The organism is Methylobacterium sp. 285MFTsu5.1 (genome assembly GCF_000383455.1).
GTDB lineage: Bacteria > Pseudomonadota > Alphaproteobacteria > Rhizobiales > Beijerinckiaceae > Methylobacterium.
On the sequence record NZ_KB911306.1, the window covers coordinates 1 to 24732 of the forward strand.

The following is a 24732-nucleotide window of genomic DNA, read 5'->3' on the forward strand; positions in this document are numbered from 1 at the left end:
AAGCTCACCAAGCCGAAGGTGATCTTCGCCACGATCGTGGGCGGCTCGAACGTGGCGTTCTACAAGCAGCTGAAGGCGGCGGGCATCGACCTGTCGAAGCAGGTGCTGATGACGCTGTCGGTGACCGAGGACGAGGTTGACGGCATCGGCGGCGAGAACATCGCCGGGGCCTACTCGTGCATGAAGTACTTCGAGTCGATCCAGAACGAGAACAATAAGGCGTTCGTGGCCGCGTTCAAGAAGATGTGGGGCGAGAAGACGGTCATCGGCGACGTGACGCAGGCGGCCTATCTCGGCCCGTTCCTGTGGAAGATGGCCTGCGAGAAGGCCGGCACCTTCGACGTCGACAAGGTCGTGGCGGCCTCGCCCGGCCTGGAATTCAAGGGGGCGCCGGAAGGTTACGTGAAGATCGACGAGAACCACCATCTCTGGTCGAAGACCCGTGTCGGCCGGGCGAAGCCCGACGGCCAGTTCGAGATCGTCTACACCAGCCCCGAGCTGATCAAGCCCGATCCGTTCCCGAAAGGGTACCAGTAGGCCAGGCTGACGGCTGCGAGGATATCGGTGGCCGGCCGGGTCCAGATGACGGGCTCGGCGTGTCGGTTGTGGCCGGCGATGTCGCGTTTGATCGCCGCCTGCGGGTCGACGACGCCGATGACGGGGCCGCGCCGCGTGTCCGTCGTCGGAAGAGCTGAAACGCCTTGAGGCGCCCAGAGACGGAGGCTGTGGTCCAGCCGGGCTGGCCTGCGGCCGCCACGCATCGATCTCGCTCCTCGCGGCGGCCGACGACGAGAACCAGTTCGCGTTCAGGCACTCGTCGCGCAGGCGGCCATTGAACGAGTCGGCCAACGCGCTTGTGCCGGTCCGCGCTCAGGCCGGCGTGACAGCCGTCGTCCCACGTCGGGAGATGTGCACGTTGCGGTAGAGGGTCAGAGCGCCCACGATCGAGAACAGGGCCGCACAAGCGAGCCAGAGGCCTGGCATGGCTCGATTCCCCGTTGCGTGGATCAGATAGGTACAGATCGCCGGGGTGAAGCCGCCGAAAATTGCCTGTGCGAGACTGTAGGCCAGGGAGAAGCCTGTGGCGCGAACCTCGGCCGGCATGATCTCGGTCAGCGTGACGACCATCACCCCCTGGTAGCCGCCATACAGGAACGACATCCACATGAGGGCGGCCAGCAAGCGGCCGAAGGACGGGTCTGTCACGAGCCACGCCATGACCGGGTAAGCCGTGAGACCGATCAACACCGAGAAGGTCAGGAGCACCGGAAGCCGCCCGACCCGGTCCGACACCGCCCCCATAACGGGCACCCAGACGAAGTTCGCCACGCCGACGCAGACGGTGACCACGAAGCTGTCATGCGCACTTAGGCCAAGAACCTGACGCGCGTAGGTCGGGGTATAGGCCGTGATCATGTAGAAGAAGACGCTCGTCAGTGTGACGAGCAGCACCGCCTTGAGCACGATCGCCCAGTTCTGGAGAAGTGACCGGTAGATCTCGCCGAGGGTTACGCGGCGATGCTTCGCCCGCTGCGCAAAATCCTCGCTCTCCTGCATCGAGCGCCGGATCCAGAACAGGACGGGGATGATCAGGCAGCCGATCAGGAACGGAATGCGCCATCCCCAGGCGAGCATCTGCTCCTCCGTCAGGAAGCCGCGCAGGGTCACGCCGATAACGGCGGCGAAGACCACGGCGACCTGCTGGCTCGCCGATTGCCAGCTCACGTAGAAGCCGCGATTCCCCGGCGTCGCGATCTCCGACAGATAGACCGAGACGCCGCCGGATTCGGCGCCGGCGGAGAACCCCTGCAGCAGTCGGCCGATCAGGACGAGAATGGGAGCGGCGATGCCAATCGATGCGTAGGTCGGCGTGAACGTGATGAGCGCGACGCCCACCGACATGATGGCGAGGCTCATGACCAACCCGGCTCGTCGGCCGTGGCGGTCGATATAGGCGCCAAGCACGATGGCGCCGAGCGGACGCATCAGGAAGCCGATCCCGAAGGTGGCCAACGACAGCATCAACGAGACGTACTCGTTGTCGTTGGGAAAGACGGCCTTTGCCACCGCAGCGGCGTAGAAGCCGTAGACCATAAAATCGAACATTTCGAGGAAGTTTCCGCTCACGACGCGGAAGACGTCCTTCTTCGAGGGCGGTCGCTGCACCGAAGCGTCCATGGTTTCTCTCCCGTCAATGAATCGGCCTCCTCTTCGGAAGGCTGTGCCGGCCTGAGAACGACGCAAGTTGTTCTATTATTTGGAACGACGTATCAGGAATTGATAGGCTATGAACGCCCTGGCCTGCAGTCAATGGAGAACCTGCAGAATTCGCGACCGCGCGGCCGGTATTCGAGAAACCGCCATTGTTGTTGCAACTCGTTCAGAGGACTGCACTTGACGAGGCGCCACGGGCAACGCTAGCTTTTACCAGAACGGCGTTTCGAATGTTGGAACGATGGACAGCACCCTCCTCAAGGGATTGATGCTTCTCGAGCACTTGGCCGGCAGCGAGACGCCCCGGGGCGTCAGCGAACTGGCACGCGCGCTCAACCTCACGAAGAGCAATGTGCATCGCACGCTCCAGACACTGGTGGCCGCCGGCTACGTGCGCGCCCAGACGGGTGGCACCTACGCCTGCACCTTGAAGCTCTTCGAGCTCGCCAGTCCCGTTGTGGCGCGGATCGACGTCCGGCAGGTCGCCGAGCCCTTCATGCGGACCCTGGCCGATCAAACCCAGGAGACCATCCACCTGTCGCTGCTCGACCGGGCGGACGTCATCTACCTGCACAAGATCGAGAGCCCCCAGCCGGTTCGCGCCTATTCGTCGATCGGTGGCCGCGCTCCGGCCTATTGCGTGGCGTCCGGCAAGGCGCTGCTCGCTTATCAGGAGGAGGCGCTGGCCCACCTGCCGGAGACGCTCCAGGTCCACACGCCGCGCACGATCGCGACCCTCGACCTCCTGCGGCGGGAACTCGAGCAGGTCCGGATTCAGGGTTTCGCGATCAATCGCGGGGAGTGGCGGGAGGGCGTGTGCGGGCTCGCCGCGATCGTCCACGATGCCATGGGCCGTCCCGTCGCGGCGATCGGTATCTCCGGGCCGGCCGATCGCCTGAATCCCACGGCGCTCCGCCGCTTCAGCGACGTGGTCGTCGACGCGGCGCGCAGCCTGTCGCGGGCCCTCGGCTACAACCCCATCACCGTCTCATCCCCTGCCGCGCCGCGGCATGCCCGAGGCTCAGCGCCCCCGCGCGCGCCGGCGGCGCTTGCCTGATCGAGGAGTAGGCCCATGCGACCGCTGTCCGGTATCCGCGTGATCGAGTTCTGCAGTGTCGCGGCCGGGCCATTCTGCGCCATGCTGCTCGCCGACATGGGAGCCGACGTCATCAAGGTCGAGAATCCGGAGGGCGGCGACTCGATGCGGGCCTGGCCGCCCCTCAACGCGGGCTTCAGCGAGAACTTCGCCTCGCTCAACCGCAACAAGCGCTCTGTGACGCTGGACCTGAAGGATCCGGCCGACAAGGCGCGCGCCCTGGACCTGATCGGCTCTGCCGACGTGGTGCTGGAGAACAACCGCCCCGGCGTGATGAAGCGGCTCGGCCTCGACTACGTGCGCGTCAGCGCCGGGCGGCCCGGCTTGGTCTATTGCTCGATCTCAGCCTTCGGCCAGGAGGGGCCGCGCTCCGCCGAGGCCGGGTTCGACCTGACGCTCCAGGCGATGAGCGGCGTGATGAGCGTCACGGGCGAGCCCGGCGCGCCCCCGGTCAAGTGCGGCGTACCGATCTCGGATTTCGGCACCGGCCTCTACGCGGCCTACGCCATCGCGGCGGCGCTGCTCCAGGTGCGGGCGGGCGGACCCGGCGCACACATCGACGCCTCGATGTTCGGCGCCTCCCTGGCGATGGGGGCGCTCCAGACCAGCGAGTATTTCGGCAGCGGCCGCGACCCGAAGCGCCTGGGCTCGGCCCATCCGCGCAACGCCCCCTATCAGGCCTTCCGCGCCCAGGACGGGTACTTCGCCATGGCGGCGGGCAACGACGCCCTCTACCGCGCCGCCTGCGCGGCGATCGGGCGCGACGACCTCGCCGAGGATCCGCGCTTCGCCTCGACCGCCCTGCGGGCGCAGAACCAGGGCGAACTCCTGGCGATTCTGGAGCGCGACTTCGCCGACCTCACCTGCGCCGACCTGCTGGCCCGGTTCCGCGCCGCGGGCGTGCCCTGCGCACCGATCAACGGCTACGCCGACGCCCTGGCCGACCCGCAGGTCGCGCATATGGGCTGGGTCCAGCCGGTGACCCTGCCGTCCGGCGCTGAGACGCGCACCTTCGTGTCGCCGCTGAAGTTCTCAGGGGAGGGCTTCCCGATCTACCGGGAGCCGCCCGCCCTCGGGCAGCACAACGCAGAACTGTTCGGCGAGGCCGCGCCGGCTCGCGCGCGCACGGCTTGAGGGCGGCGCCATGGACGAACTCCTGAAAGAGCGCAGCGGCGACACGCTGACCCTGACGCTCAACCGCCCCGACAAGATGAACGCCCTGTCGGCCACCCTGGTCGACGCGCTGCTCGACGCCGTCGCGGCTGCGGCCGGCGACGGGACACGGCTCCTCGTGCTGAAGGGCGCGGGGCGCAACTTCAGCGCCGGGTTCGACTTCGGCGGCTACGCGGACCTGTCGGAGGGCGACCTGCTGCTCCGGTTCGTGCGGATCGAGCAGCTCCTCCAGGCGCTGGCCCACGCGCCGTTCGACACGCTGGCGCTCGCGCACGGGCGGAACTTCGGCGCCGGGGTCGACGTGATCTGCGCCTGCGGCCGGCGGGTCGGCGATCCGGCCGCCACCTTCCGCATGCCGGGCCTGTCCTTCGGGCTGGTGCTCGGCACGCGGCGCTACGCCGAGCGGGTCGGCGGCTCCAAGGCCCGGCTCGTCCTCCAGGAGGGGCGGGTCTTCGACGCCCCGGAGGCCCTGTCCGACGGGTTCCTCACCGCCGTCGCGGCGACCGACTCGTGGTTCGACACCGTCGCGGCCGCCTCGGAAGCGGCGACGCGGCTGTCTTCCTGGGCCGGGGCGGCCCTGAACCGCGCCGCCGCCCGCGACACCCGCGCGGACGACCTCGCCGACCTCGTCGCCTCGGCCGCGCGCCCGGGGCTGAAGGACCGGATCCGCGCCTACCGCGCGGCCTGACACACGCCCGATCGGAGGACGCCCCGTGAGCGCCGGAACCCAGAAGATCGTCCCCCTCGCAGACCTCGCAGCCCGCGTGCCGGACGGCAGCTCCCTGGCGCTCGGCGGCAGCTTCCTGCACCGCGGCCCCTTCGCGTTCGTGCGCGAGCTGATCCGCCAGGGCCGCCGCGACCTCGAAGTCGTCAAGCAGTCGCCCGGCTATGACATCGACATTCTCTGCCGCGCCGGCGCCCTGTCGCGGGCGAAGGCGGGGATCGTGGCCATGGAAGGCAATTTCGGCCTCGCGCCCTGGTACCGCCGGGCGATCGAGTCCGGCGAGGTCCGCCTGGAGGAGCACGCCTGCGCCAGCCTGACGGCGGGCCTGCGGGCGGCTGCCTTCGGCGTGCCGTTCATGCCCTGCGGCGGCATCCACGGCTCGGACCTGCCGGCGCTCAACGGCTGGAAGACGATCGAGGACCCCTACGGCAGCGGCGAGGCGGTCTACGCCATCCCGCGCATCCAGCCGGACTTCGCGGTGATCCAGGCCAACGAGGTCAGCGCGTCGGGGGACGTGCGCGTCTTCGGGACCTCGCACTGGGACCGGATCATGAGCCGCTCGGCCAAGCGCGTGCTCGTGGTGGCCGAGCGGGTCGCCCCGGACGCCTCCTTCCGCGACCAGCCCGAACTGACGCTGGTGCCCCACTTCCTCGTCGAGGCGTTGAGCATCGTGCCGAACGGGGCTTGGCCCGGCTCGCTCTGGCCGGATTACGAGATCGATTACCCGGCCGTGGAGGCCTACATGGCCGACGCCCCGGGCGTGCTCGCCGATCACCTCGCCGCCGGCCCCGAGGCCCGGGAGGCTGCCCATGTCTGAGGCGCCGTCCAACGCGATCGAGGCCTGGTCGGGCTTTTCCTACATCGTCACCAATCTCGCCCGGTTCGTGCGGCCGAACGAGATCACCTTCAGCGGCGTGAACTCGGCCCTGCCGATGCTGGCCTGCCTCCTGGCCAAGCAGGCCTATCCCTTCGCGTTCACCTACATCAACGTCGCCGGCGGCGTCGACCCGAACCCGTCGAAGGTGCCGATCTCGTCCTCCGACCCGGTCCTCGCCGAGGGCTCGCGGGCGATCTTCGCCAATGAGGATTTCTACGATCTCTGCACCCGCGGCCTGATGGACCTGTGCTTCCTGGGCGCCGCGCAGGTCGACGGGCTGGGCCGCACGAACGTCTCCTGCATCGGCGACTGGCACGCGCCGCGGGTGCGGCTGCCGGGCGGCGGCGGCGGCGCCGTGATGCTGCCCACCGCCCGCCGGGCGGTCACGTGGCGTACGGAACATTCCCGCCGCACCCTCGTCGAGACCCTCGACTTCGTCACCGCGGCCGGCGGCATGCACGGCGTGGTCACGCCGATCGCCGTCTTCACGAAGCGCGAGGGCCGGCTCGTGCTGGCCTCCTGGCATCCGGAGGCGAGCCTCGACGAGGTCCGGGACCGCACCGGCTTCGCGTTCTCGGCGGACGGTGCCGCCTCGACGCCTCCGCCGACCCCGGCGGAGCGGGCGGCGCTGGCGGTCCTCGACCCGGAGGGCCGGTTCGAGGCCGATGCGGGCATCCGCCTGCGCTGAGGCGCGGGGCAGACAGACGGGACAGGAGATCGCCGCCATGAGCGCTGCCATGCCGGACTCGATCAGCGCGCGGCTGCGCGCGGCCATCGCGGATCATGCGGGGACGGGCCGCACGGCGCTCTCGGGCTCCGACGTCGTATCCTATGCCGACCTCGGCGCGCGGATCGACGCCGCCGCGGGCGCAGTCCGGGACTGGGGTGCCGCCAAGGGTGACCGGGTCGGACTGATCGCGCCCAAGAGTGCGGCGGCCATCGTGGCCTACTTCGGGGCCATGCAGGCCGGCGCCTGCGTCTGCTTCCTGGAGCCGGGGCTCGCGCCGGAGGTGGTGGCCGAGCAGGCTGCGCTCGTCGGCATGCGGCATCTCATCGTCGCCCAGGTCGACGCCTCGCCCGTCGCTCTGACCGGCCTGGACGTCCGCGCACTGGACAGCCTCGCCGACGGCGCGGCCTTCGCGGCCGAGGTCAGCCCGCGGGATGAGGCCATGCTGCTTTTCACCTCGGGGAGCACCGGCCGGCCGAAGGGCGTGCTGCTGCGCCACGAAGGCCTGATCTGCAACGCCGCGGGCGTGCTCCGTCACACCGGTACGGGGCCTGCGGACCGGCTTCTCCACGTCATGCCACTTCATCACACGAACGGCATCAACAACCAGTTGATCGTGCCTCTCCTGGCCGGAGCCGAGATCGTGTTGATGGAGCGCTTCCAGGCCGAGGCCGCCCTCGACCGCCTGCGATCTGGCGGCATCACCTACATGACCGGCGTGCCGACGATCTACGCGCGGATGCTGCCCCTGCTGCGCCCCGGGGAGCGCTTCCCGGGCCTGCGCTTCCTGCGCTGCGGCTCGGCGCCGATCACCCCGACCCTGCATCGGCAGATCGAGGAGGCCTTCGGCGTGCCGCTCCTCGTCTCCTACGGCCTGTCGGAGGCGACCTGCACCTCGACCATGAACCCGCCGGGCCGGCGTCGCATCGGCACGATCGGGACCGTGCTCGCGGGCCAGAATGTGGACCTGTTCGATCCGGCCACGGATCGCCCGGTCGAGGCCGGCCGGGAAGGGGAGATCCGCATCTCCGGCCCGGCCCTGATGGCCGGCTATCTCGGCAGCGCGGACCAGCCGATCGTGGACGGCTGGCTGCGCACCGGTGATCTCGGCCGCTTCGACGCCGACGGCTTCCTCGCCATCACGGGGCGCATCAAGGACGTGATCATTCGCGGCGGCGAGAATATCTCGCCCGCGTTGATCGAGCGGCAACTCGCTGCCCATCCGGCCATCTGCGACTGTTGCGTGGTCGGCGCCCCCGACGCGGATCTCGGCGAGGTACCGGTGGCCTTCGTGGTGCTGCGGGAGGGCGAGGGCCTCGACGAGCCGGGGCTCAAGGATTTCGTACGGGGTTCCCTCGCGCGGATCTACGTGCCGGCGCAGATTCGCAGGCTTGACGTGCTGCCGGTCAACGGCGTCGGCAAGACCGACCGCAAGGCGCTGCGTAGCTTGTTGGCCGCTTCCTAGGACACATGTCTACGCGAACGGCAGCGCGTCTCACCGCCCCGCCTCGGTGTGGCGCACGTTCGCGGCCGACCCAGGCCAGAACCGGCTCCGACCTGATTGCATCAAGCCGGCAGCTCTGGATCCTTGTTGTACCACGCGTTTTTGCGACGAACCCGGATCCGCTTCGGCGGCATGCGCACCGGCGCCGGCAGGTCCACGTCGATCAGGACAGGGCGGACCGGCTCTCGAGCCGGAAGGGCGCTCGCGCGAATAGGCTCCCCGCGGTGCTGAGAGCGCGGACAAGACGATCGTGCGGACGGCCCCCCGTCCCAGCCTAGGAGCTCACTGGCGCGCCCTGCAGGTCGGCCGACGTCGTCTCCGCGTGGATCAGCGTGAGCGTACTGACCATCGCCCGGCTCGCCTTTCCGGTCGCGCCCGACGGCAGCGTGTCGCTGAAGACGATCACGTCCGGCACCTTGTAACGTTCGAGATGGGCCGATGCCCAGCGCCTGAGTTCGTCCGCCGACAGCGCGCGGTCAGGCTTCAGCACGACGACCGCGTGGACCGCCTCGCCGAGGCGCGGGTCGGGCACGCCGGCGCACAGGGCCGCCGCGATGTCCGGATGCGCGCACAGGGCGTTCTCGATCTCCAGGGGCGCGATCTTGTTGCCGCCCCGCGCGATGATCTCCTTCGAGCGCCCGACGAGCTCGACGTGACCGTCCTGGCGCAGGCGCGCGAGATCGCCTGTGCGGAAGTGGTCCGCCTCCAGCGCGGAGCGCGTGAGCTCGGCGCCGTCGAGATAGCCGAGCATGCCGCAGGCAGTTCGGATCCGCAGCTCGCCGGTCTCGCCCAGAGCGGCGAGCGCGCCGTCGTCGCGGACGATGCGGAACGACACGCCCTCGGTTGGCATGCCGATCGACCCAGCCTCCGAGACGTCCCGCGGTCGGTGACAGAAGTCGCAGGAGCCAGTCTCGGTCGAGCCATAGAGGTCGACGAGCTCGGCCTTCGGCCATCCGCCGCGGACTGCTTGCGTCAGCGACGGGCTGAGCGCCTCGCCGCCGGTCAGCACCGCCCGCAGACGGGGGGCCGGCGGGACACCGTCGGCCAGCAGGGCTCGCAGCATGGTCGGCACAGCGGCCAACACCGTCCCCTCCGCGGCGAGCAGGCCCTCGAGCGTCGCGGGCGTGAACTTCGGGACGAGGACGAGTCTCGCCTCAGAGCGGATCGCCAGGAGGCTCGCCCAGATCCCGAAGATGAAGGTCAGCTGGAGCGGCACCGCGACGACGTCGTCCGGGCGAAAGCCCAGCAGTCGGTCGAGGATCGCGAGCTTGCGCGCCAGGGCATCGTGTCCGAGAACCACGCCCTTCGGCACGCCGGTGCTGCCCGAGGTGAAGACCACGAGGGCGGCCCCGTCCAGGAGCGGCCGCACCGGCGGCGCATCCTCCGCGATCTTCTCCAAGCTGAGCCCGTCGGCCCGGAAGCGGGCACGCGTCGCCCGCTCGACCGCCGCGCGGGTGAGCGGTGCAGCGGCTCGGTGAACGGGCACCGCGACCGCGCCCGCCCGCCAGAGGCCGAGCAGCGTCCCGAGATCGAGCGCCCGGTTGCCGATGGTGAGGTGCACCGGCTCGTGCGGGCGCATGCCTGCCGCACGCAGCCGACCGGCGACCAGATCCGCGTGTGCACCGAGGTCGCGCCCCGTCATCCCGGGGCCGGAACTCTCGTCCACCCGGCTGCCTGGGCGGCCGAGCCCAGCGCCCAGGAGTTCCGCCAGCGCCCCGGTCACGATCCGGCTCCCGGGAAGCGGCTGTCGCGCCAGGCCAGTGCCGCCTTGAGGCCTTGCGACCGGGCGATGTCCATGAAGGCCCGCTTGTCCGGCGAGCCTTCGCCCTCGATCAGCAGGTCGATGTCGAGGGCCGTCTCCAGGGCCTCCAGCATGCCGCGCGCCTCGATCGACCGGTTGAGGGCCCGTTTCGTCTCCTTGACGAGGTTCGGGTCGATCGCCGCGATGTGCCGGGCAAGGCGCAGCGCGCTCGCGTCGAGCTCGGCAATCGGCACGACTCGGTTGACCATTCCGATCTCGTAGGCGCGCCGCGCCGGAATGCGGTCCTCGCCCGTGAGGATGATCTCCTTGGCGATCTTCGGGCCGACGATCCAGGGCAGGATCATCACCACGATACCGGCCCCGAACTTCAGCTCCGGCTCGCCGAAGAAGGCATCCTCGGCCGCCACGGTCACGTCGCAGGCCAACGCCAACTCGCAGGCGCCCGCGAGGCAGGGACCACGCACCGCCGCGATGGTCGGCTTCGGGCAGTGCCAGAAGCGCATCGGCACATCGAAATCCTTGCGCAGGATCGGGCGCCACTGGCTCACGCCTTCAGGGCGCAGCGCCATCTGATCCTTGAGATCGAAGCCCGACGAGAAGGCCGTGCCGGCCCCGCGCACGATCACGGCGCGCACCGCATCGTCGGCCTCGGCCGCGTCCATCGCCTGCGCGAGTTCGTCGAGCATGGTCGCGCTGATCGCGTTGGTGCGCTCCGGGCGGTTCAGGGTGATGCGTGCCACCGGCGCGAGCGTCTCGTAGGTGATCGTCTTGAAGGCCACGGGTGGCTTTCTCCTCGCTGTCACTTGCGTCCTCCCGCCAGCCGCTTGGCCTCGGGTAGGCGCCGCAGCCGCAGCATCGAAGCGAGACCCAGGAACGGCCCCACGGCCAGCAGCGCGAAGGCGAAGCGCCAGCCGAGGAATGTCCCGGCGAAGGCGATGAGCTGGATACTGACGAGCGTCAGGAGAAAGCCGAGGCAGGTCTGCACGGTGAGCATCGTGCCGATCAGCCTGCGGTCGCTCAGCTCGCTCACCGCCGCCGAGAACTGCGCCGAATCGGCGATCACCGCGACGCCCCAGAGCACGCCCACCGCCAGCACCGCCCAGGCAGGGCCGCCGAACAGGAAACCCACCGCGATGGCACAGCAGCCGCTGGCCAGCATCGAGGCGCCGGTGACCAGAGTGCGCCCGAGTCGATCGGCCGCCCAGCCGCCCAGCATCGCGCCGAACGCCCCGGCCGCCACCACCGCGAAGGCGGCCAGTTCCGGCGGGAACGGCGGCGCGTTGCCGTAACGCTCACGGAAGCTCGCCGCCATGAAGGCACCGATCCAGGCCCACATCGCGTAGAGCTCCCACATGTGGCCGAGATAGCCGAGATTGGCCAAGCGCACGCCGCGATTGCGCCACGCCTCCAGGGCGTTCTCCAAGCGCAGGGGCGGGGCCTCCGACCGGATCGGCCCGAGTTGCACGAAGCGGATCAGGGCCGCCGAGAGGAGGGCGCCCAACGCCGCACCGAGCACCGGCAGATGCCAGTCGAGCTGGCCGAGGGCCGCGACGAGGTGGGGCAGCGCCGAGCCGAGGGTGAGCGCGCCCACCAGAAGGCCGATCAGCAGCCCCAGGTCACCCACCGCCCAGGTCGCGGCGATCTTCATGCCGACCGGGTAGACGCCGGCCATGCAGGCCCCCGTCACGAAGCGCAGCAGCGGCACCATCGGCGAGGTCGGCGCGAAGGCCAGCATCAGGAGGTTGGCGAGACCGGCCGCGACGGCGCAGCCGCAGAACAGCCGGCGCAGGTCGAACCGGTCGGCCAGCCCCAGCAGCGCGCTGACCAGGGTGCCGGCGACGAACCCGGCCTGCACGCTGTTGGTGAGCAGGGCCTCCTGGAACGGGCTCAGCGTCCACTGCGTGCGGATCGCGCCGATCGAGGCGGTGGTGGCGAACCACGTCGCCATAGCCGCCACCTCGCTCAGGAGCAGCAGCCCGATCGCCATCCGCTTTGCGCTGATGGTCGCGCTGTCGGCCGCGTCAGGACGTGCCATGGCTAGGCTGCCTCACTTCGCGGCCGTATGGGCTACGAGGGGGCAGCCGCCGTCGGCCATGGGCCGGAACGCCTGGTCGCCGGGGATGGTGTCGACGAGCTTGTAGTAGTCGTACGGCCCCTTCGACTCGGACGGGTCCTTGACCTGGAACAGGTAGAGGTCGTGGATGGTGCGCCCGTCCGCGCGGATCGAGCCGTGGCCGAACAGCGGATCGTTTGTCGGCATCGCCTTCATCTGCGCGACGATGTCGGTGCCGCGATGCGCCTTGTCCTTGTCGAGGGCGGCGATCGCCTTCATCCAGTGGAGCATCGCCGCGTAGGTGCCGGCCTGGTTCATCGTCGGGTAACGGCCACCGTTGCGTGCCGCGAACCGCTTCGCCCAGGTCCGGGTGCCGTCATTGAGGTCCCAGTAGAACGCCTCGGTCAGAGTCAGGCCGTGGGCGACCTTCAGGCCGACTGAGTGGATGTCCGAGATGAAGGCGAGGAGCGCGACGAGCTTCTGGCCGCCGTCGGTGAGGCCGAACTCCGAGGCCTGCTTGATGGCGTTGATCGTGTCGCCGCCGGAATTGGCGAGCGCGACCACCTGCGCACCGCTGCCCTGGGCCTGGAGCAGGTAGGAGGAGAAGTCGGTGCTCTGGAACGGAGCCAGGACGTGTCCGAGGGACTTGCCGCCCGCCTTCGTCACGGCCTCGGTGGCGTCGCGCTCCAGAGCGTGACCGAACGCGTAATCCGTCGTGAGGAAGTACCAGGACTTTCCGCCCTGCTTGATCACGGCGCGCGCCGTGCTGTTGCCGAGAGCCCAGGTGTCGTAGGTCCAATGGACGTTGGTCCGGGTGCAGTTCTTCCCGGTCAGATCCGAGGACCCGGCGCTCGCGATCAGGAATGCCTTGTCCTTCTCGCTCGCGATGTTCGACACGGCCAGGGCGACCGAAGAGGTCGGTACGTCGACGATCGCGTCGACCTGGTCGACGTCGAACCAGCGTCGCACGATGGCCGCGCCGATATCGGGCTTGTTCTGATGGTCGGCCGAGAGAACCTCGACGCGGAAGCCTCTCACGTCCGGCTTGAAGTCCTCGACGGCCATGCGCGCGGCCTCGACGGAGCCCGGCCCCGCGATGTCGGCGTAGAGCCCGGACTGATCATTCAGCACGCCGATACGGAAGGTCGGCAGCGGGTCGGCCTGCACGGCGGACAGGCCGCCAAACAGGATCGCCAGCGCGAATACACCCTTCATGGTCTTTCCTCCATCGGTATGAACGGACTGTGTTTGTTTTTGTCAGTCCGGCGGCAGTGCCGCGTTCAGTATTAAGCCATCACACCCAAGTCTTCCCTGTATGATTTCCGTCTGTTCCGCAGTTGAACGGCGGCGAGAGGCGGCGAGAACGCCTAGCGATGCACGTCAACGACGACGCGGCCGCGCACCCGGCCCGACATCAGGCGTTCCGCGGTGGCCACAGCCTCTGTCAGGCCGATCTCCTCCGTGATCGCCTCGAGCTTGACCGGATCGAGGTCGTGGACCAGCCTGTTCCAGGCCTCGATCCGCTCAGGCCGCGGGCACATCACGCTGTCGATCCCGAGCAGGCTGACGCCGCGCAGGATGAAGGGGGCCACGCTCGCAGGCAGGTCCATCCCCTGAGCCAGACCGCAAGCCGTTACGACGCCCCGGTACTTCATGGCGGCGCAGACGTTCGCCAGCGTGTGGCTACCGACCACATCGACGGCCCCGGCCCAGCGCTCCCGGGCGAGCGGCCTGCCCGGATCCGAGAATGTCGCCCGATCCAGCACCTCCGCTGCGCCGAGGCGGCGCAGGTAATCGGCCTCCTCGGGACGGCCGCTCACCGCCACGACCGTGTAGCCGAGGCGCGACAGGAGAGCGACCGCCGTGCTGCCGACGCCACCGGCCGCGCCGGTGACGACGACCTCGCCCTTGTCGGGGGTGACGCCGTGGCGCTCGAGGGCGATCACGCACAGCATCGCCGTGTAACCGGCAGTGCCGATCGCCATCGCCTGCCGTGGCGTGAGCGCCTCCGGCAATGGCACCAGCCAGTCGCCCTTGAGCCGTGCGACTTGCGCCAGCCCACCCCAATGGGTCTCGCCGACGCCCCAGCCGTTGAGGACGACGCGGTCGCCGGCCTTGTAGTCGTGATGCCGGGATTCGCGGACGGTGCCGGCGATGTCGATGCCCGGCACCATCGGAAATTTGCGCACGACCGGGCCTTTCCCGGTGATCGCGAGCCCGTCCTTGTAGTTCAACGTCGAGTAGGCGACATCCACGGTGACGTCGCCCTCGGGGAGCTGCGCCTCGTCGATCTCACGTAGGCCGGCGCGGTAGACCGCCTCATCCTTCTCGATCAGGATTGCCTTGAACATTCGGGGCACTCCATGGGGCGCTCAGCGCGTAAGACAGGTCAGGAATAGGGTGGCGAAGAGGTCGAGAGGCTCGGGGCTGCGCTCGAGCTTGGCGCGCAGGACCGCGCCTTCCCAGCCGATCCAGAAAAACGCCGCCAGCGCAGCGCAATCGGCATCCGCGGCGATCTGGCCGGCTGCCTGGGCGTCCCGGAGACAGCGCTCCGTCCGCGCCTGCCAGTCGAGGAGGACGCCATGCAGACGGTCCCGAAAGAGCTCGGGCAGGGCGCTCATCTCCTGCCCGAGATTGCCGACGACACAGCCGCGACGGAACTCGTAGCGTGCCATGCCGGCCTTCGCGTCGGCGACGAAGTTCCTGATGCGCTCGATCGGGGTCGTACTCTCATCGAGCAACCAGCGGTCGAGCTTGCGCGCGAAGTAGGCTGCGTACGCCTCGATCAGTTCGGCGCCGAAGACGTCCTTGCTCGCGAAATAGTGATAGAACGAACCTTTCGGCACACCCGCGGTGCGCAGGACCTCTTCGAGGCCGGTTGCCGAGTAGCCCTTCTCCGATAGCAGCGCGACGCCCACCCGGATCAAGGCCGCCCGCGACGTGCCGTAGGCCGGCTCAGGCCTAGGTGGCCGACCCCTCTTGCGCGCGGTGACAACCGAGACCGAATCGGACTGCATGAATTAGAAATAGACCGGTTGATTATTAAATGCAACGAGCCTGGGCGATCCTGTCAGACCGCGTTCCGCGCGCAGCTCTCAGGAGGACGAGCTGCGACGCGCCGAGATCCTGTCTTTCTGATCCAGTGGCGAAGGGTCGGTGTCGTCTCCCGATGCCGCAGGGCGAACGCACCGGTGCGCAAGGGGCGGTTGTCGGGGCCGGGCTTAGCTAGAGCTCGCCGGTCGTGGATGAGGCCGTTTGTGCGTGGAATCGAAGAGGCGAGGGCGCTCTACTTTCAAATCCTTGCGCTGGCGAGGCCGAGCTGCCGGCAGGCCGGGCCGGTCAGCGCGGGACCCTCGGGGGCGATGAATAGGCCGGTCGTCGTGCGTCCGATTTCTTGGTGCCGCGGATGAGGCGGCAGCGCGGGGTCGTGGCCGGCTCCACTGTTCTTCGTTTCGATGCAGAAGATGGCACGGGCGCCGGTTGGGGCGGTGCCACGGATGACGACGAAGGCGGTGCGATCGGCAGTGAAGCGCGGGTCGCCGCGGCCGAGACGGAGTTCCCGGGATGGGTTGATGGATGAACAGCCGCCACCACGCGGCACCGGCAGTGCCGCAGAATGGGCATAAGCGGGGGAGCGGCACCGGCTGCACGGCAAGCGAGGCTCGGCGGCGGCGGGGGTGCCGTGGGAGCGGCGGCGGCCCTGTCCGAGGTCCGGGCGTGGGTCGAGTGGGGTTGGGTGCAATGGCGACCGGTGAGACACGCGCTCGACATGCGCAGCCGTGCGTCAAAGCGCCGTTCTGTCACCTGGGTTTGGGACGCGCTGCTGCCGGACCTTGGCCTTGAGCTAGGAAGTTGATCGACGATTTCGCGCCCGTCACGGCCATTCGGTGGCGTCAGCCGGCATCTCCGAAGCAGACATCAGCATAGATCGGCTCACCGGTCGCCATTGCACCTGCAGTGAGCCCCCCACAGCAGAGCGCAACTGCAGCCATCGGCCAACGCAGTTGCCGTGAACGGGGAGGCGCATCTGACTAGGAGCGAGGTCACCCAATTTGTCTGGGAAGTTCAGCGATTTGTGCAACTGGTGCCGCGAAAATAAGCGTCGAAGCGCTTGCGGGTGATCGAAAAAATTCTCAGACTGTCCGGCAGTGAGAATTTTTGATCGGCTCGAGCGTCGTGGCGTTGGAACCCAAGGAACTTTCTGTCGCGCAACGGATCGCGCACGCGTTTCCGGCGCTCAGCTCCGCTCACCGAGAGGTCGCCCGCTTCGTCCTTGATCATCCGTTGCGCGCCGCGACTCTGCCCGTGAATGAGCTTGCAGACTTGGTTGGCGTCTCCGTCGCCACCGCTAATCGGTTTGCCCGCGCCGTGGGCTACGAGGGCTACGCAAAGTTCCGCGCGGCCCTCGTCCTCGGCTATGAGAAGGCGCTCGCACCGGTCGAGAAGCTGCGCGGCAGCCGAGATCAGCCCGCGACCGCGTCCGGCATCCTCGACGGAGCCTTGGCCGACATCGTCCGCAACATCGAGGCGACGCGGCGTGGGCTCGACGGCCAGACCTGTGCGCAGGCCGTCGAGGCGATCCGCCGGGCCCGACGGGTCTACGTCGTGGGCCTGGGCAGCAGCAGCTGGCCGGCCGGCATCCTGGCGCGCAACCTCGACGTCAACCGCGAGGACGTCCATCTGCTGGCGACACTGGAGGGGCCCGGCTTCGCCGCCCGGAGCCTGCGCCGGCTGACGACCGACGACCTCGTCATCGCGCTCGCAACCCCGCGGTACTTCGCCGACACGGTGCGGCTGGCCGAGATCGCACGGAAGCACGGCGCCGCGGTCCTGGCGCTGACTGACGGACCGCACTCACCCCTCGTCGCCACCGCTACGGTCGCGCTCTACGCGCAGACCGACTGCCACTACTTCGCCGCCTCGGATGCCAGCCTGACGGCCCTCGTGGAGGCCCTGGCGAGCGCCTTCGCCCACGCCACCGAGGATCTCGTCCCGGCCGCGACGCGCGTGACGGAAGCGGTGCTGCCCTGGCTCGACCGCGACTACGCCGCCTGGCCGCCGCAGGGCGGAGCCGACGACCTGCCCGACACCCCGCCTCCGGGAGCCGTTCCATGAGCGACCACCGCCCCGTACTCGTGATCCACGGCGGTGCCGGGACAATCGCGTCGGGCCAGGCCGATCCCGGCGAGGCGCGCTACCACGCGGCCCTCGCCGGAATCCTGGCGGCCGGAGCGGCCTGCCTCGCCGACGGCGGGAGCGCCCTCGACGCCGTGAGTGTCGCCGTCGACCTCCTGGAGGAGTGCCCGCTCTTCAATGCCGGCCACGGCGCCGTCTTCACCAGCGCCGAGACCCACGAACTCGACGCCGCGATCATGGACGGCGCCACCCTGCGGGCCGGCGCTGTCGCGGGCGTCTCGCGGGTGCGCCGGCCTGGCCGCGCCGCCCGCGCGCTGATGGAGGCCGGCGAGCACGTCCTTATGGCTGGTGCCGGCGCCGAGACCTTCGCGCGCCGGCACGGCCTTGAGATGGTCGAGCCCGATTTTTTCTCGACAGAGGCCCGCCGCGACCAGCTTCGCCGGGCGTTGGCCGCCGGGCAAGTCGCCCTCGACCACGACACGGCGTCGGGGCCCCTCGACGAGACCCGCAAGTTCGGCACGGTGGGCGCCGTCGCCCTCGACCGGGACGGCCACCTCGCCGCCCTGACCTCGACCGGCGGCATGACCAACAAGCGTCCCGGCCGGATCGGCGACTCGCCGCTGATCGGCGCGGGCACCTACGCGGACGACAGGACCGCCGCGGTCTCCTGCACCGGCACGGGGGAGGCCTTCATCCGCGTCGCGGCGGCGCACGATGTCTGCGCGCGCATGGCCTACGGGGGCCAGGACCTCGAGGTGGCAGCCCGGGCGGTTGTCGAGGAGCACCTGCCGACTGTCGGCGGCCGCGGCGGGCTGATCGCCGTCGATGCGCGCGGCCGGGTCGCAATGCCGTTCAACACCGAGGGCATGTATCGCGGCCTCGTCCGCTCCGGCGAGGCGCCGGCCACCGCGATCTTCGGCGAGACCCGCCGCGTCCCCGCACCAGCGCGCTGAGATCCGCCATGCCGACCATCGCAGCCGGGACCGCCTCTCCTGCCGCTCTGCCCGACGGACGGGTCGTCTCCGTCACCGGCCTTACCGTCCGCTTTGCGAACTCCGAGCGGGTCGTGGAGGCGGTCCGCGACCTCGCGTTCCACGTCGACGCCGGCGAGACCATGGCGATCGTCGGCGAGTCCGGGTCCGGCAAGTCCGTGACCTCGCTCAGCCTGATGCGCCTCGTGGAGCACGGCGGCGGCCGGATCGCGGCCGGGCAGATGCTGTTCCGGCGCGGCTCGGGCGAGGTGCTCGATCTCGCCGCCGCCCCGAACGCCAAGATGCGGGCGATCCGTGGCGCCGAGATCGCGATGATCTTCCAGGAGCCGATGACCTCCCTGAACCCGGTCTTCACCGCCGGGGACCAGATCGCGGAATCGATCCGCGTCCACCAGGGGAAGAGCGCCTCAGCCTCCCGGGCCGAGGCCCTGCGGATGCTCGACCTCGTGCGCATCCCCGAGGCGCGCAACGTCCTCACGCGCTACCCGCACCAGCTCTCCGGCGGCATGCGCCAGCGCGTGATGATCGCCATGGCCCTGTCCTGCAAGCCGCAGTTGCTCATCGCCGATGAGCCGACCACGGCCCTCGACGTCACGATCCAGGCGCAGATCCTCGAACTGATCCGCAGCCTCCAGGCCGAGATGAAGATGGGCGTCGTCTTCATCACTCACGACATGGGCGTCGTGGCCGAGATCGCCGACCGCGTGCTGGTCATGTACCGCGGCGACAAGGTGGAGGAGGGGGCGGCGCCCGCGCTCTTCACCGCGCCGCGCCACGCCTACACCCGGGCGCTGCTCGCCGCCGTTCCCCGTCTCGGCGCCATGGCGGGCAGCGACCTGCCGCGGAAGTTCGACCTGCTGCGGGCCGAGGCCCGGGAACACCCGGCGGGGCAGGGTGCGTCCGCCCCGGTCGACGAATCCCACGACACCGTGCGCACCGGCGCCGGGCCGATCCTGCGGGTGCGCGACCTCGTCACCCGGTTCGACATCCGCGGCGGCCTGCTCAACCGCGTGCGCCGCCGCGTCCACGCGGTGGAGCGCGTCAGCTTCGATCTCCATCCCGGCGAGACCCTGGCCCTCGTCGGCGAATCCGGCTGCGGCAAGTCGACGACCGGCCGCTCGCTCCTGCGCCTCGTGGAGAGCCAGAGCGGCCTGATCGAGTTCGACGGCGGCAACATCCGCGACCTGCCCCCCGGGCAGTTGCGCGGCCTGCGGCGCAACATCCAGTTCATCTTCCAGGACCCCTACGCCTCCCTCGATCCCCGCCTGACCGTCGGCTTCTCGATCATGGAGCCGCTGCTGGTCCACGGGATCGCGACGCGCCGGGAGGCCGAGGCGCGGGTGGCGTGGCTGCTCGAGCGCGTCGGGCTGACCCCCGACCAGGCCCAGCGCTACCCGCACGAGTTCTCGGGCGGCCAACGGCAGCGCATCGCCATCGCCCGGGCCCTCGCCCTGAACCCGAAGGTCATCGTCGCGGACGAGGCGGTGTCGGCCCTCGACGTGTCGATCCAGGCGCAGATCGTGAACCTGATGCTCGACCTCCAGCGGGAGTTCGGCCTCGCCTACCTTTTCATCAGCCACGACATGGCGGTGGTCGAGCGGATCAGCCACCGCGTCGCGGTGATGTATCTCGGCCAGATCGTCGAGATCGGCCCGCGCCGGGCGATCTTCGAGAACCCGCAGCACCCCTACACCCGCAAGCTGATGGCGGCGGTTCCGGTCGCCGACCCGGCCCGCCGGCACCTGCGCGCCCGCCGGCTCCTGACCGACGAGATCCCGAGCCCGGTCCGGGCGCTTGGCGACGAGCCGCAGGTCGCGCCCCTCGTCGAGATCGGCCCCGGCCACCTCGTCGCCCGCCACACGGTCGGCGGCCTTGCCGCCTGACACCGCCTATCCCCGCCAGCAGGATCGTCCCATGCCCCGAGGTCTGACCATGTTCGAGCGCTTCCTCCTCGCCGCCGGCCTGCTCGCCGTGGCGGCCGCGCCCGCCGCCGCCGCGGGCGACCCGATCCTGGCGATCAGCGGCCAACCCGAGACCCTCGACCCGTACAACACCAACACGACGCTCACGACCGCCGTCACCAAGTCGTTCTACGAGGGCCTCTTCGGCTTCGACAAGGATCTCAAGGTCCGCAACGTCCTGGCCGAGAGCTACGAGACCTCGCCCGACGGCCTCGTCTACACGTTCAAGCTGCGCGAGGGCGTCAAATTCCACGACGGCACGACGTTCGACGCCGCCGCGGTGAAGGCCAACCTCGACCGCGTCCTCGACCCTGAGAACCACCTCGCGCGGTACAACCAGTTCAACCGCATCAAGACGATCGAGGTGCTCTCGCCCACGAGCCTGCGCATCACCCTGAAGGAGCCCTTCGGGCCGTTCATCAACTCGCTGGCCCACGCCTCGGCGGCGATCATCTCGCCCACGGCCCTGAAGAAGTACGGCAAGGACATCGCCTTCCACCCGGTCGGAACCGGGCCGTTCACCTTCGTCGACTGGAAGCAGACCGACTACGTCAAGGGCGCCAAGTTCGCCGATTACTGGCAGGCCGGCTTCCCGAAGGTCGACACCATCACGTGGAAGCCGGTGCCCGAGAACGGCACCCGCGCCGCCATGCTGCAGACCGGCGAGGCCGATTTCGCCTTCCCGCTGCCCTACGAGCAGGCCAAGATGCTCGAAGCCAGCAAGAAGCTGAAGATCGAGGTGCACGCCTCGATCATCGAGCGGTATCTCAGCATGAACGTGCTTCAGAAGCCGTTCGACGACCTGCGCGTCCGCCAAGCGATCAACTACGCGATCAACAAGGAGGCGTTGGCCAAGGTCGCCTTCTCGGGCTACGCCTTCCCGGCGCAGGGCATCGTCCCGCAGGGCGTGCGCTACGCCCACAAGATGGATCCCTGGCCCTACGACCCGGCCAAGGCGCGCCAGCTCCTCAAGGAGGCCGGCTACGCCAACGGCTTCGAGGCGACCCTCTGGAGCGCCTACACCACCACCACCGCCCAGAAGGCGATCCAGTTCCTCCAACAGCAGCTCGGCCAGGTCGGCATCAAGGTGCAGACCCTGGCGCTGGAGCCCGGCCAGCGCACCGAGTGGGTGCAGACCGCCCCCGATCCGAAGACCGCCCGCGTCCGCCTCTACTATGCCGGCTGGTCGTCCTCGACCGGTGAGGCAGACTGGGGCCTGCGGCCGCTGCTCGCGACGGAGGCGTGGCCGCCCAAGCTCAACAACACCGCCTACTACAGCAACGCCGAGTTCGACGCCCTTCTCGCCAAGGCGCTGGTCTCGACGAACGACGCGGAGCGCGCCGAGCTCTACGCCAAGGCGCAGGAGATCGTGATGAAGGACGCCCCCTGGGCGCCGCTCGTCACCGAGCAGAACCTCTACGCGACCTCCGCGCGGCTCTCCGGCGTCTACGTCATGCCCGACGGCAACATCGATTCCGGCGAGATCGCCGTCGCTCCCTAGCCGCCGCCAGCGGACCCCGCGCCGAGCGGCCCGGACGATGGCCGGCCCGGCGCGGACGTCCCGCGCGATCGCTTCACGCAAACCTCGGATCGCGGGCGCGAGCCTATGCTGACCTTCCTGCTCAAGCGGCTCCTCGGGCTGCTGCCGACGCTGCTGATCGTCTCGGTCCTCGTCTTCCTGTTCGTCCACCTGCTTCCCGGCGATCCGGCGCGGCTGGCGGCCGGGCAGGATGCCGACGCCCAGACGGTGGCCCTGGTACGCACAGAGCTCGGCCTCGACCGGCCCCTGCCGGAACAGTTCGTGCGCTACTTCGCCAACCTCGCCCGCGGCGATCTCGGCGTCTCGATCCGCACCCGCCGCCCGGTCTCGACCGAGATCGGCGAGCGCTTCCTGCCGACCCTCCTGCTCACCCTCACCAGCATGGCCTGGGCGGTCGCCTTCGGGCTGATCATCGGCATAGTCTCGGCGGTCTACCGCAACGAATGGCCCGACCGGTTCGGGATGACGCTCGCCGTGTCCGGCATCTCGTTCCCCGCCTTCGCACTCGGCATCCTCCTGATGCAGATCTTCTCGGTCGAGCTCGGCTGGCTGCCGACCGTCGGCGCCGACACGTGGCGGCACTACGTGCTGCCGTCGCTGACGCTCGGCGCGGCCGTGGCCGCCGTGATGGCCCGCTTCACCCGCGCGGCCTTCGTGGAGGTCATCGGCGAGGATTTCGTGCGCACCGCCCGCGCCAAGGGGCTCAAGGAGCGCGTCGTGATCGCCAAGCACTGCCTGCGCAACGCTCTGATCCCGGTCGTGACCATGATGGGCCTGCAGTTCGGCTTCCTGCTCGGCGGCTCGATCGTCGTCGAGGCGGTGTTCAACTGGCCCGGCATGGGCCGTCTGCTCGTCGATGCCGTGAACCAGCGCGACTACCCGGTGATCCAGGCCCTGGTCCTGCTGTTCTCGCTGGAGTTCATCCTGATCAACCTGATCGTGGACGTGCTCTACGGCCTCATCAACCCGACCATCCGCTACAGGTGAGCCGGCCGTGACCGATATCCTCGTCCCCGCCGCTCCCACCGTCGCGCCCGTCCCCACCGGCATCCGGACGCCGTGGTCGGAATTCTGGCGCAAGTTCCGGCGCCAGCGCGTCGCCGTCCTCGCCCTGGGCTTCATCGGCCTGCTGGTCGTGGTCGCCGTGCTGGCGCCGTGGATCGTGCCCTACGACCCGGTCAACGACTTCGACTACGACCGGATCAACGAGGGCCCGTCGCTCGCGCACTGGCTCGGCGTCGATCCCCTCGGGCGCGACATCCTGAGCCGCATCGTCGAGGGCGCGCGGATCTCCCTGGCGACCGGCTTCCTCTCGGTCGCCGTCGGCGGGCTCGTCGGGACCGTGCTCGGTCTCCTGGCGGGCTACTACGGCGGCTGGTGGGACCGGATCGTCATGCGCATGTCCGACGTGCTGTTCGCCTTCCCGGGCATCCTGCTGGCGCTCGGCGTCGTCGCCATCCTGGGCTCGGGGCTCGTCAACGTCGTGGTGGCGGTGTCGGTCTTCAGCGTCCCGGCCTTCGCGCGCCTCGTTCGCGGCACGACCCTGGTCCTGAAGAACAGCACCTACATCGAGGCCGCGCGGAGCATCGGCGCTCCGGACCGGACGATCATCCTGCGCCACATCCTGCCGGGCACGATCTCGGGCATCGTGGTCTACTTCACCATGCGGCTGGGCACCTCGATCATCACGGCCGCGAGCCTGTCCTTCCTCGGCATGGGCGCGCAGCCGCCGACGCCCGAATGGGGCGCCATGCTGAACGAGGCCCGCGCCGACATGGTCTCGGCGCCGCACGTCGCGCTGTTCCCGAGCCTCGCGATCTTCTTCACGGTGCTGGCCTTCAATCTCCTCGGGGACGGCCTCCGGGACGCCCTCGACCCGAAGATCGACCGCCTGTGACGCCGGCCGCCCCCCCGCGCCCCGCGCCCCGCGTCGGCCGCCTGCCGCGGGGTCCGCGCGACGCCATCACCGACGTCCCGGGCGTGACGGTCGGCCATTGCACGCTGGCCGAGGGCGACGTTCAGACTGGCGTTACAGTCGTGCGGCCGCACGGCGGCGATACATACCGGGACCGCGTTCCGGCGGCCGGCGTCGTGCTGAACGGCTTCGGCAAGTCCGTCGGCCTGATGCAGGTCGAGGAACTCGGTGTGCTGGAGACGCCGATCGCCCTGACCAACACCTTCGCGGTGCCGGCGGTGGTCGCCGCCCAGATCCGCGCCGCGATCGCCGACAATCCGGAAATCGGGCGCGCGCTGCCGACGCTCAACCCGCTCGTCTTCGAGTGCAACGACGGCTACCTCAACGACCTTCAGCGGATGGCGGTTGAGGCGTCCCATTATCGCGACGCCCTGGACGCGGCGGGCGCCGCCGTCGCGGAAGGGTCGGTCGGGGCCGGGCGCGGGATGTCGAGCTTCGGGCTCAAGGGCGGCATCGGCACCGCCTCCCGGCGCGTCCGCGCGCGCGCGCGGGGCCGGTTCACGCTGGGCTCGCTCGTCCTGTCGAATTTCGGCAAGCCGTCCCAGATTCGGGTCCGCGGCGTGCCGCTCGCCGCTCAGCTCCGGGCGGCCGCCGGGGAGCCGGAATCCGGCACCGAACCGCCGGAGAAGGGCTCGATCATCATGATCGTCGCCACCGACGCGCCCCTCGACGCGCGTCAGCTCCGCCGCCTCGCCCTGCGGGCCGGGGCAGGCCTCGCCCGGACCGGCTCGGTGTTCGGCCACGGCAGCGGCGATATCGCGCTCGCCTTCTCGACCGCCTACACGGTGCCGCAGGATCCCGGCCGCCCGATGCCGGCGCCCGCCCTGCTGCACGACGCGGAGCTCGACCCGCTGTTCGAGGCCGCCGCGGACGGGATCGAGCAAGCGATCGTCCACGCCCTTTGGCGGGCCGAGGCGGTCACGGGCCGCGACGGCCACCGGCGGGACGCCCTGACCGATCTCCTGCCCGGCTGGGCCGATATCCTCGGAGTCTGAGCG

Annotated in this window: 23 protein-coding genes and 1 pseudogene; 14 read left to right on the top strand and 10 right to left on the bottom strand. The window is 69.7% G+C overall.

Annotation, left to right across the window (positions count from 1 at the left end):
* Positions 1-537: transporter substrate-binding protein (locus H288_RS0129125; protein ID WP_020096108.1), on the top strand; the 537-nt coding region annotated here is incomplete at its 5' end.
* A gap of 213 nt (positions 538-750) precedes the next feature.
* Here H288_RS0129125 and H288_RS34400 read toward each other — a convergent pair.
* A pseudogene (locus H288_RS34400) lies at positions 751-855 on the bottom strand (integrase core domain-containing protein); the annotation flags it as partial.
* Positions 856-870: 15 nt separating this feature from the next.
* Positions 871-2178, bottom strand: coding sequence for an MFS transporter (locus H288_RS0129130; RefSeq protein ID WP_020096109.1), 1308 nt, complete (start codon positions 2176-2178; stop codon positions 871-873).
* A 277-nt stretch (positions 2179-2455) separates the two neighbouring features.
* On the opposite strand from H288_RS0129130, the gene H288_RS0129135 reads away from it, so the two are divergent.
* The 6 genes from H288_RS0129135 to H288_RS0129160 are packed head-to-tail and all read left to right on the top strand — an operon-like array spanning position 2456 to position 8276.
* Positions 2456-3271: an IclR family transcriptional regulator gene (locus tag H288_RS0129135; RefSeq protein WP_020096110.1), complete on the top strand. Its 816-nt coding sequence runs from the start codon at positions 2456-2458 to the stop codon at positions 3269-3271.
* A gap of 15 nt (positions 3272-3286) precedes the next feature.
* Positions 3287-4444 (top strand): CoA transferase, encoded by a 1158-nt coding sequence (locus H288_RS0129140; RefSeq protein ID WP_020096111.1) that lies wholly within the window; start codon positions 3287-3289, stop codon positions 4442-4444.
* 10 nt (positions 4445-4454) lie between these two features.
* Entirely contained in the window at positions 4455-5171 is a 717-nt protein-coding gene (locus tag H288_RS0129145; RefSeq protein ID WP_020096112.1) for an enoyl-CoA hydratase/isomerase family protein, read from the top strand.
* A 25-nt stretch (positions 5172-5196) separates the two neighbouring features.
* Positions 5197-6024: a CoA transferase gene (locus H288_RS0129150; protein ID WP_020096113.1), complete on the top strand. Its 828-nt coding sequence runs from the start codon at positions 5197-5199 to the stop codon at positions 6022-6024.
* Positions 6017-6772 (top strand): CoA-transferase, encoded by a 756-nt coding sequence (locus tag H288_RS0129155; RefSeq protein ID WP_020096114.1) that lies wholly within the window; start codon positions 6017-6019, stop codon positions 6770-6772. The genes H288_RS0129150 and H288_RS0129155 overlap by 8 nt, the downstream gene beginning before the upstream one ends.
* Positions 6773-6809: 37 nt before the next feature.
* Positions 6810-8276 carry a class I adenylate-forming enzyme family protein gene (locus H288_RS0129160; RefSeq protein WP_234080787.1) on the top strand — a complete coding sequence of 489 codons (1467 nt, stop codon included), beginning with the start codon at positions 6810-6812 and terminating at the stop codon, positions 8274-8276.
* Positions 8277-8589: 313 nt separating this feature from the next.
* Here the strand turns inward: H288_RS0129160 and H288_RS0129165 are convergent, their stop codons facing one another.
* From H288_RS0129165 to H288_RS35785, 8 genes are all read right to left on the bottom strand, one after another.
* A complete protein-coding gene (locus tag H288_RS0129165) occupies positions 8590-10038 on the bottom strand; it encodes a fatty acid--CoA ligase family protein (RefSeq protein WP_051123800.1) in 1449 nt (482 codons plus the stop codon).
* Entirely contained in the window at positions 10035-10856 is an 822-nt protein-coding gene (locus H288_RS0129170; protein ID WP_020096117.1) for an enoyl-CoA hydratase-related protein, read from the bottom strand. The genes H288_RS0129165 and H288_RS0129170 overlap by 4 nt, the downstream gene beginning before the upstream one ends.
* A 20-nt stretch (positions 10857-10876) precedes the next feature.
* Positions 10877-12112: an MFS transporter gene (locus H288_RS0129175; protein ID WP_103985789.1), complete on the bottom strand. Its 1236-nt coding sequence runs from the start codon at positions 12110-12112 to the stop codon at positions 10877-10879.
* A 12-nt stretch (positions 12113-12124) separates the two neighbouring features.
* Complete coding sequence (locus tag H288_RS0129180; RefSeq protein WP_020096119.1) at positions 12125-13345, bottom strand: ABC transporter substrate-binding protein; 1221 nt, start codon at positions 13343-13345, stop codon at positions 12125-12127.
* A gap of 152 nt (positions 13346-13497) precedes the next feature.
* Entirely contained in the window at positions 13498-14481 is a 984-nt protein-coding gene (locus H288_RS0129185) for an MDR family oxidoreductase (RefSeq protein ID WP_020096120.1), read from the bottom strand.
* Between the two features lie 21 nt (positions 14482-14502).
* A complete protein-coding gene (locus H288_RS0129190; protein ID WP_026605400.1) occupies positions 14503-15147 on the bottom strand; it encodes a TetR/AcrR family transcriptional regulator in 645 nt (214 codons plus the stop codon).
* Positions 15148-15422: 275 nt separating this feature from the next.
* Positions 15423-15890, bottom strand: a complete 468-nt coding sequence (locus H288_RS36430; RefSeq protein ID WP_331327395.1) for a hypothetical protein — start codon at positions 15888-15890, stop codon at positions 15423-15425.
* 305 nt (positions 15891-16195) lie between these two features.
* Positions 16196-16411, bottom strand: a complete 216-nt coding sequence (locus tag H288_RS35785) for a hypothetical protein (RefSeq protein WP_170868042.1) — start codon at positions 16409-16411, stop codon at positions 16196-16198.
* Here H288_RS35785 and H288_RS0129195 point away from each other — a divergent pair.
* From H288_RS0129195 to H288_RS0129225, 7 genes are all read left to right on the top strand, one after another.
* On the top strand, positions 16307-17245 hold the full coding sequence (locus tag H288_RS0129195) for a MurR/RpiR family transcriptional regulator (protein WP_026605401.1): 939 nt from the start codon (positions 16307-16309) through the stop codon (positions 17243-17245). The genes H288_RS35785 and H288_RS0129195 overlap by 105 nt on opposite strands.
* Positions 17242-18219 carry an isoaspartyl peptidase/L-asparaginase gene (locus H288_RS0129200; protein ID WP_020096123.1) on the top strand — a complete coding sequence of 326 codons (978 nt, stop codon included), beginning with the start codon at positions 17242-17244 and terminating at the stop codon, positions 18217-18219. The genes H288_RS0129195 and H288_RS0129200 overlap by 4 nt, the downstream gene beginning before the upstream one ends.
* 8 nt (positions 18220-18227) lie before the next feature.
* Complete coding sequence (locus H288_RS0129205) at positions 18228-20141, top strand: dipeptide ABC transporter ATP-binding protein (RefSeq protein ID WP_020096124.1); 1914 nt, start codon at positions 18228-18230, stop codon at positions 20139-20141.
* A gap of 31 nt (positions 20142-20172) precedes the next feature.
* Positions 20173-21720 (top strand): glutathione ABC transporter substrate-binding protein GsiB, encoded by a 1548-nt coding sequence (gene gsiB / locus H288_RS0129210; protein WP_234080785.1) that lies wholly within the window; start codon positions 20173-20175, stop codon positions 21718-21720.
* A 105-nt stretch (positions 21721-21825) separates the two neighbouring features.
* Positions 21826-22746 (top strand): glutathione ABC transporter permease GsiC, encoded by a 921-nt coding sequence (gsiC, locus tag H288_RS0129215; protein WP_020096126.1) that lies wholly within the window; start codon positions 21826-21828, stop codon positions 22744-22746.
* Between the two features lie 7 nt (positions 22747-22753).
* On the top strand, positions 22754-23656 hold the full coding sequence (gene gsiD / locus H288_RS0129220; RefSeq protein WP_020096127.1) for a glutathione ABC transporter permease GsiD: 903 nt from the start codon (positions 22754-22756) through the stop codon (positions 23654-23656).
* Positions 23653-24729, top strand: a complete 1077-nt coding sequence (locus tag H288_RS0129225) for a P1 family peptidase (RefSeq protein WP_020096128.1) — start codon at positions 23653-23655, stop codon at positions 24727-24729. Before gsiD ends, H288_RS0129225 begins: the two co-directional genes overlap by 4 nt.
* Positions 24730-24732: the final 3 nt, after the last annotated feature.

Excerpts from the sequence above, each read along its gene's own strand:
- H288_RS0129185 (WP_020096120.1), bottom strand. The coding sequence starts at position 14,481 with ATGTTCAAGGCAATCCTGATCGAGAAGGATGAGGCGGTCTACCGCGCC.
- gsiB (WP_234080785.1), top strand. The coding sequence starts at position 20,173 with ATGCCCCGAGGTCTGACCATGTTCGAGCGCTTCCTCCTCGCCGCCGGC.
- H288_RS0129140 (WP_020096111.1), top strand. The coding sequence starts at position 3,287 with ATGCGACCGCTGTCCGGTATCCGCGTGATCGAGTTCTGCAGTGTCGCG.
- gsiC (WP_020096126.1), top strand. The coding sequence starts at position 21,826 with ATGCTGACCTTCCTGCTCAAGCGGCTCCTCGGGCTGCTGCCGACGCTG.
- H288_RS0129200 (WP_020096123.1), top strand. The coding sequence starts at position 17,242 with ATGAGCGACCACCGCCCCGTACTCGTGATCCACGGCGGTGCCGGGACA.
- H288_RS0129205 (WP_020096124.1), top strand. The coding sequence starts at position 18,228 with ATGCCGACCATCGCAGCCGGGACCGCCTCTCCTGCCGCTCTGCCCGAC.
- H288_RS0129145 (WP_020096112.1), top strand. The coding sequence starts at position 4,455 with ATGGACGAACTCCTGAAAGAGCGCAGCGGCGACACGCTGACCCTGACG.
- H288_RS0129190 (WP_026605400.1), bottom strand. The coding sequence starts at position 15,147 with ATGCAGTCCGATTCGGTCTCGGTTGTCACCGCGCGCAAGAGGGGTCGG.
- H288_RS0129180 (WP_020096119.1), bottom strand. The coding sequence starts at position 13,345 with ATGAAGGGTGTATTCGCGCTGGCGATCCTGTTTGGCGGCCTGTCCGCC.
- H288_RS0129160 (WP_234080787.1), top strand. The coding sequence starts at position 6,810 with ATGAGCGCTGCCATGCCGGACTCGATCAGCGCGCGGCTGCGCGCGGCC.
- H288_RS0129135 (WP_020096110.1), top strand. The coding sequence starts at position 2,456 with ATGGACAGCACCCTCCTCAAGGGATTGATGCTTCTCGAGCACTTGGCC.
- H288_RS0129130 (WP_020096109.1), bottom strand. The coding sequence starts at position 2,178 with ATGGACGCTTCGGTGCAGCGACCGCCCTCGAAGAAGGACGTCTTCCGC.
- H288_RS35785 (WP_170868042.1), bottom strand. The coding sequence starts at position 16,411 with ATGATCAAGGACGAAGCGGGCGACCTCTCGGTGAGCGGAGCTGAGCGC.
- H288_RS0129155 (WP_020096114.1), top strand. The coding sequence starts at position 6,017 with ATGTCTGAGGCGCCGTCCAACGCGATCGAGGCCTGGTCGGGCTTTTCC.
- H288_RS0129175 (WP_103985789.1), bottom strand. The coding sequence starts at position 12,112 with ATGGCACGTCCTGACGCGGCCGACAGCGCGACCATCAGCGCAAAGCGG.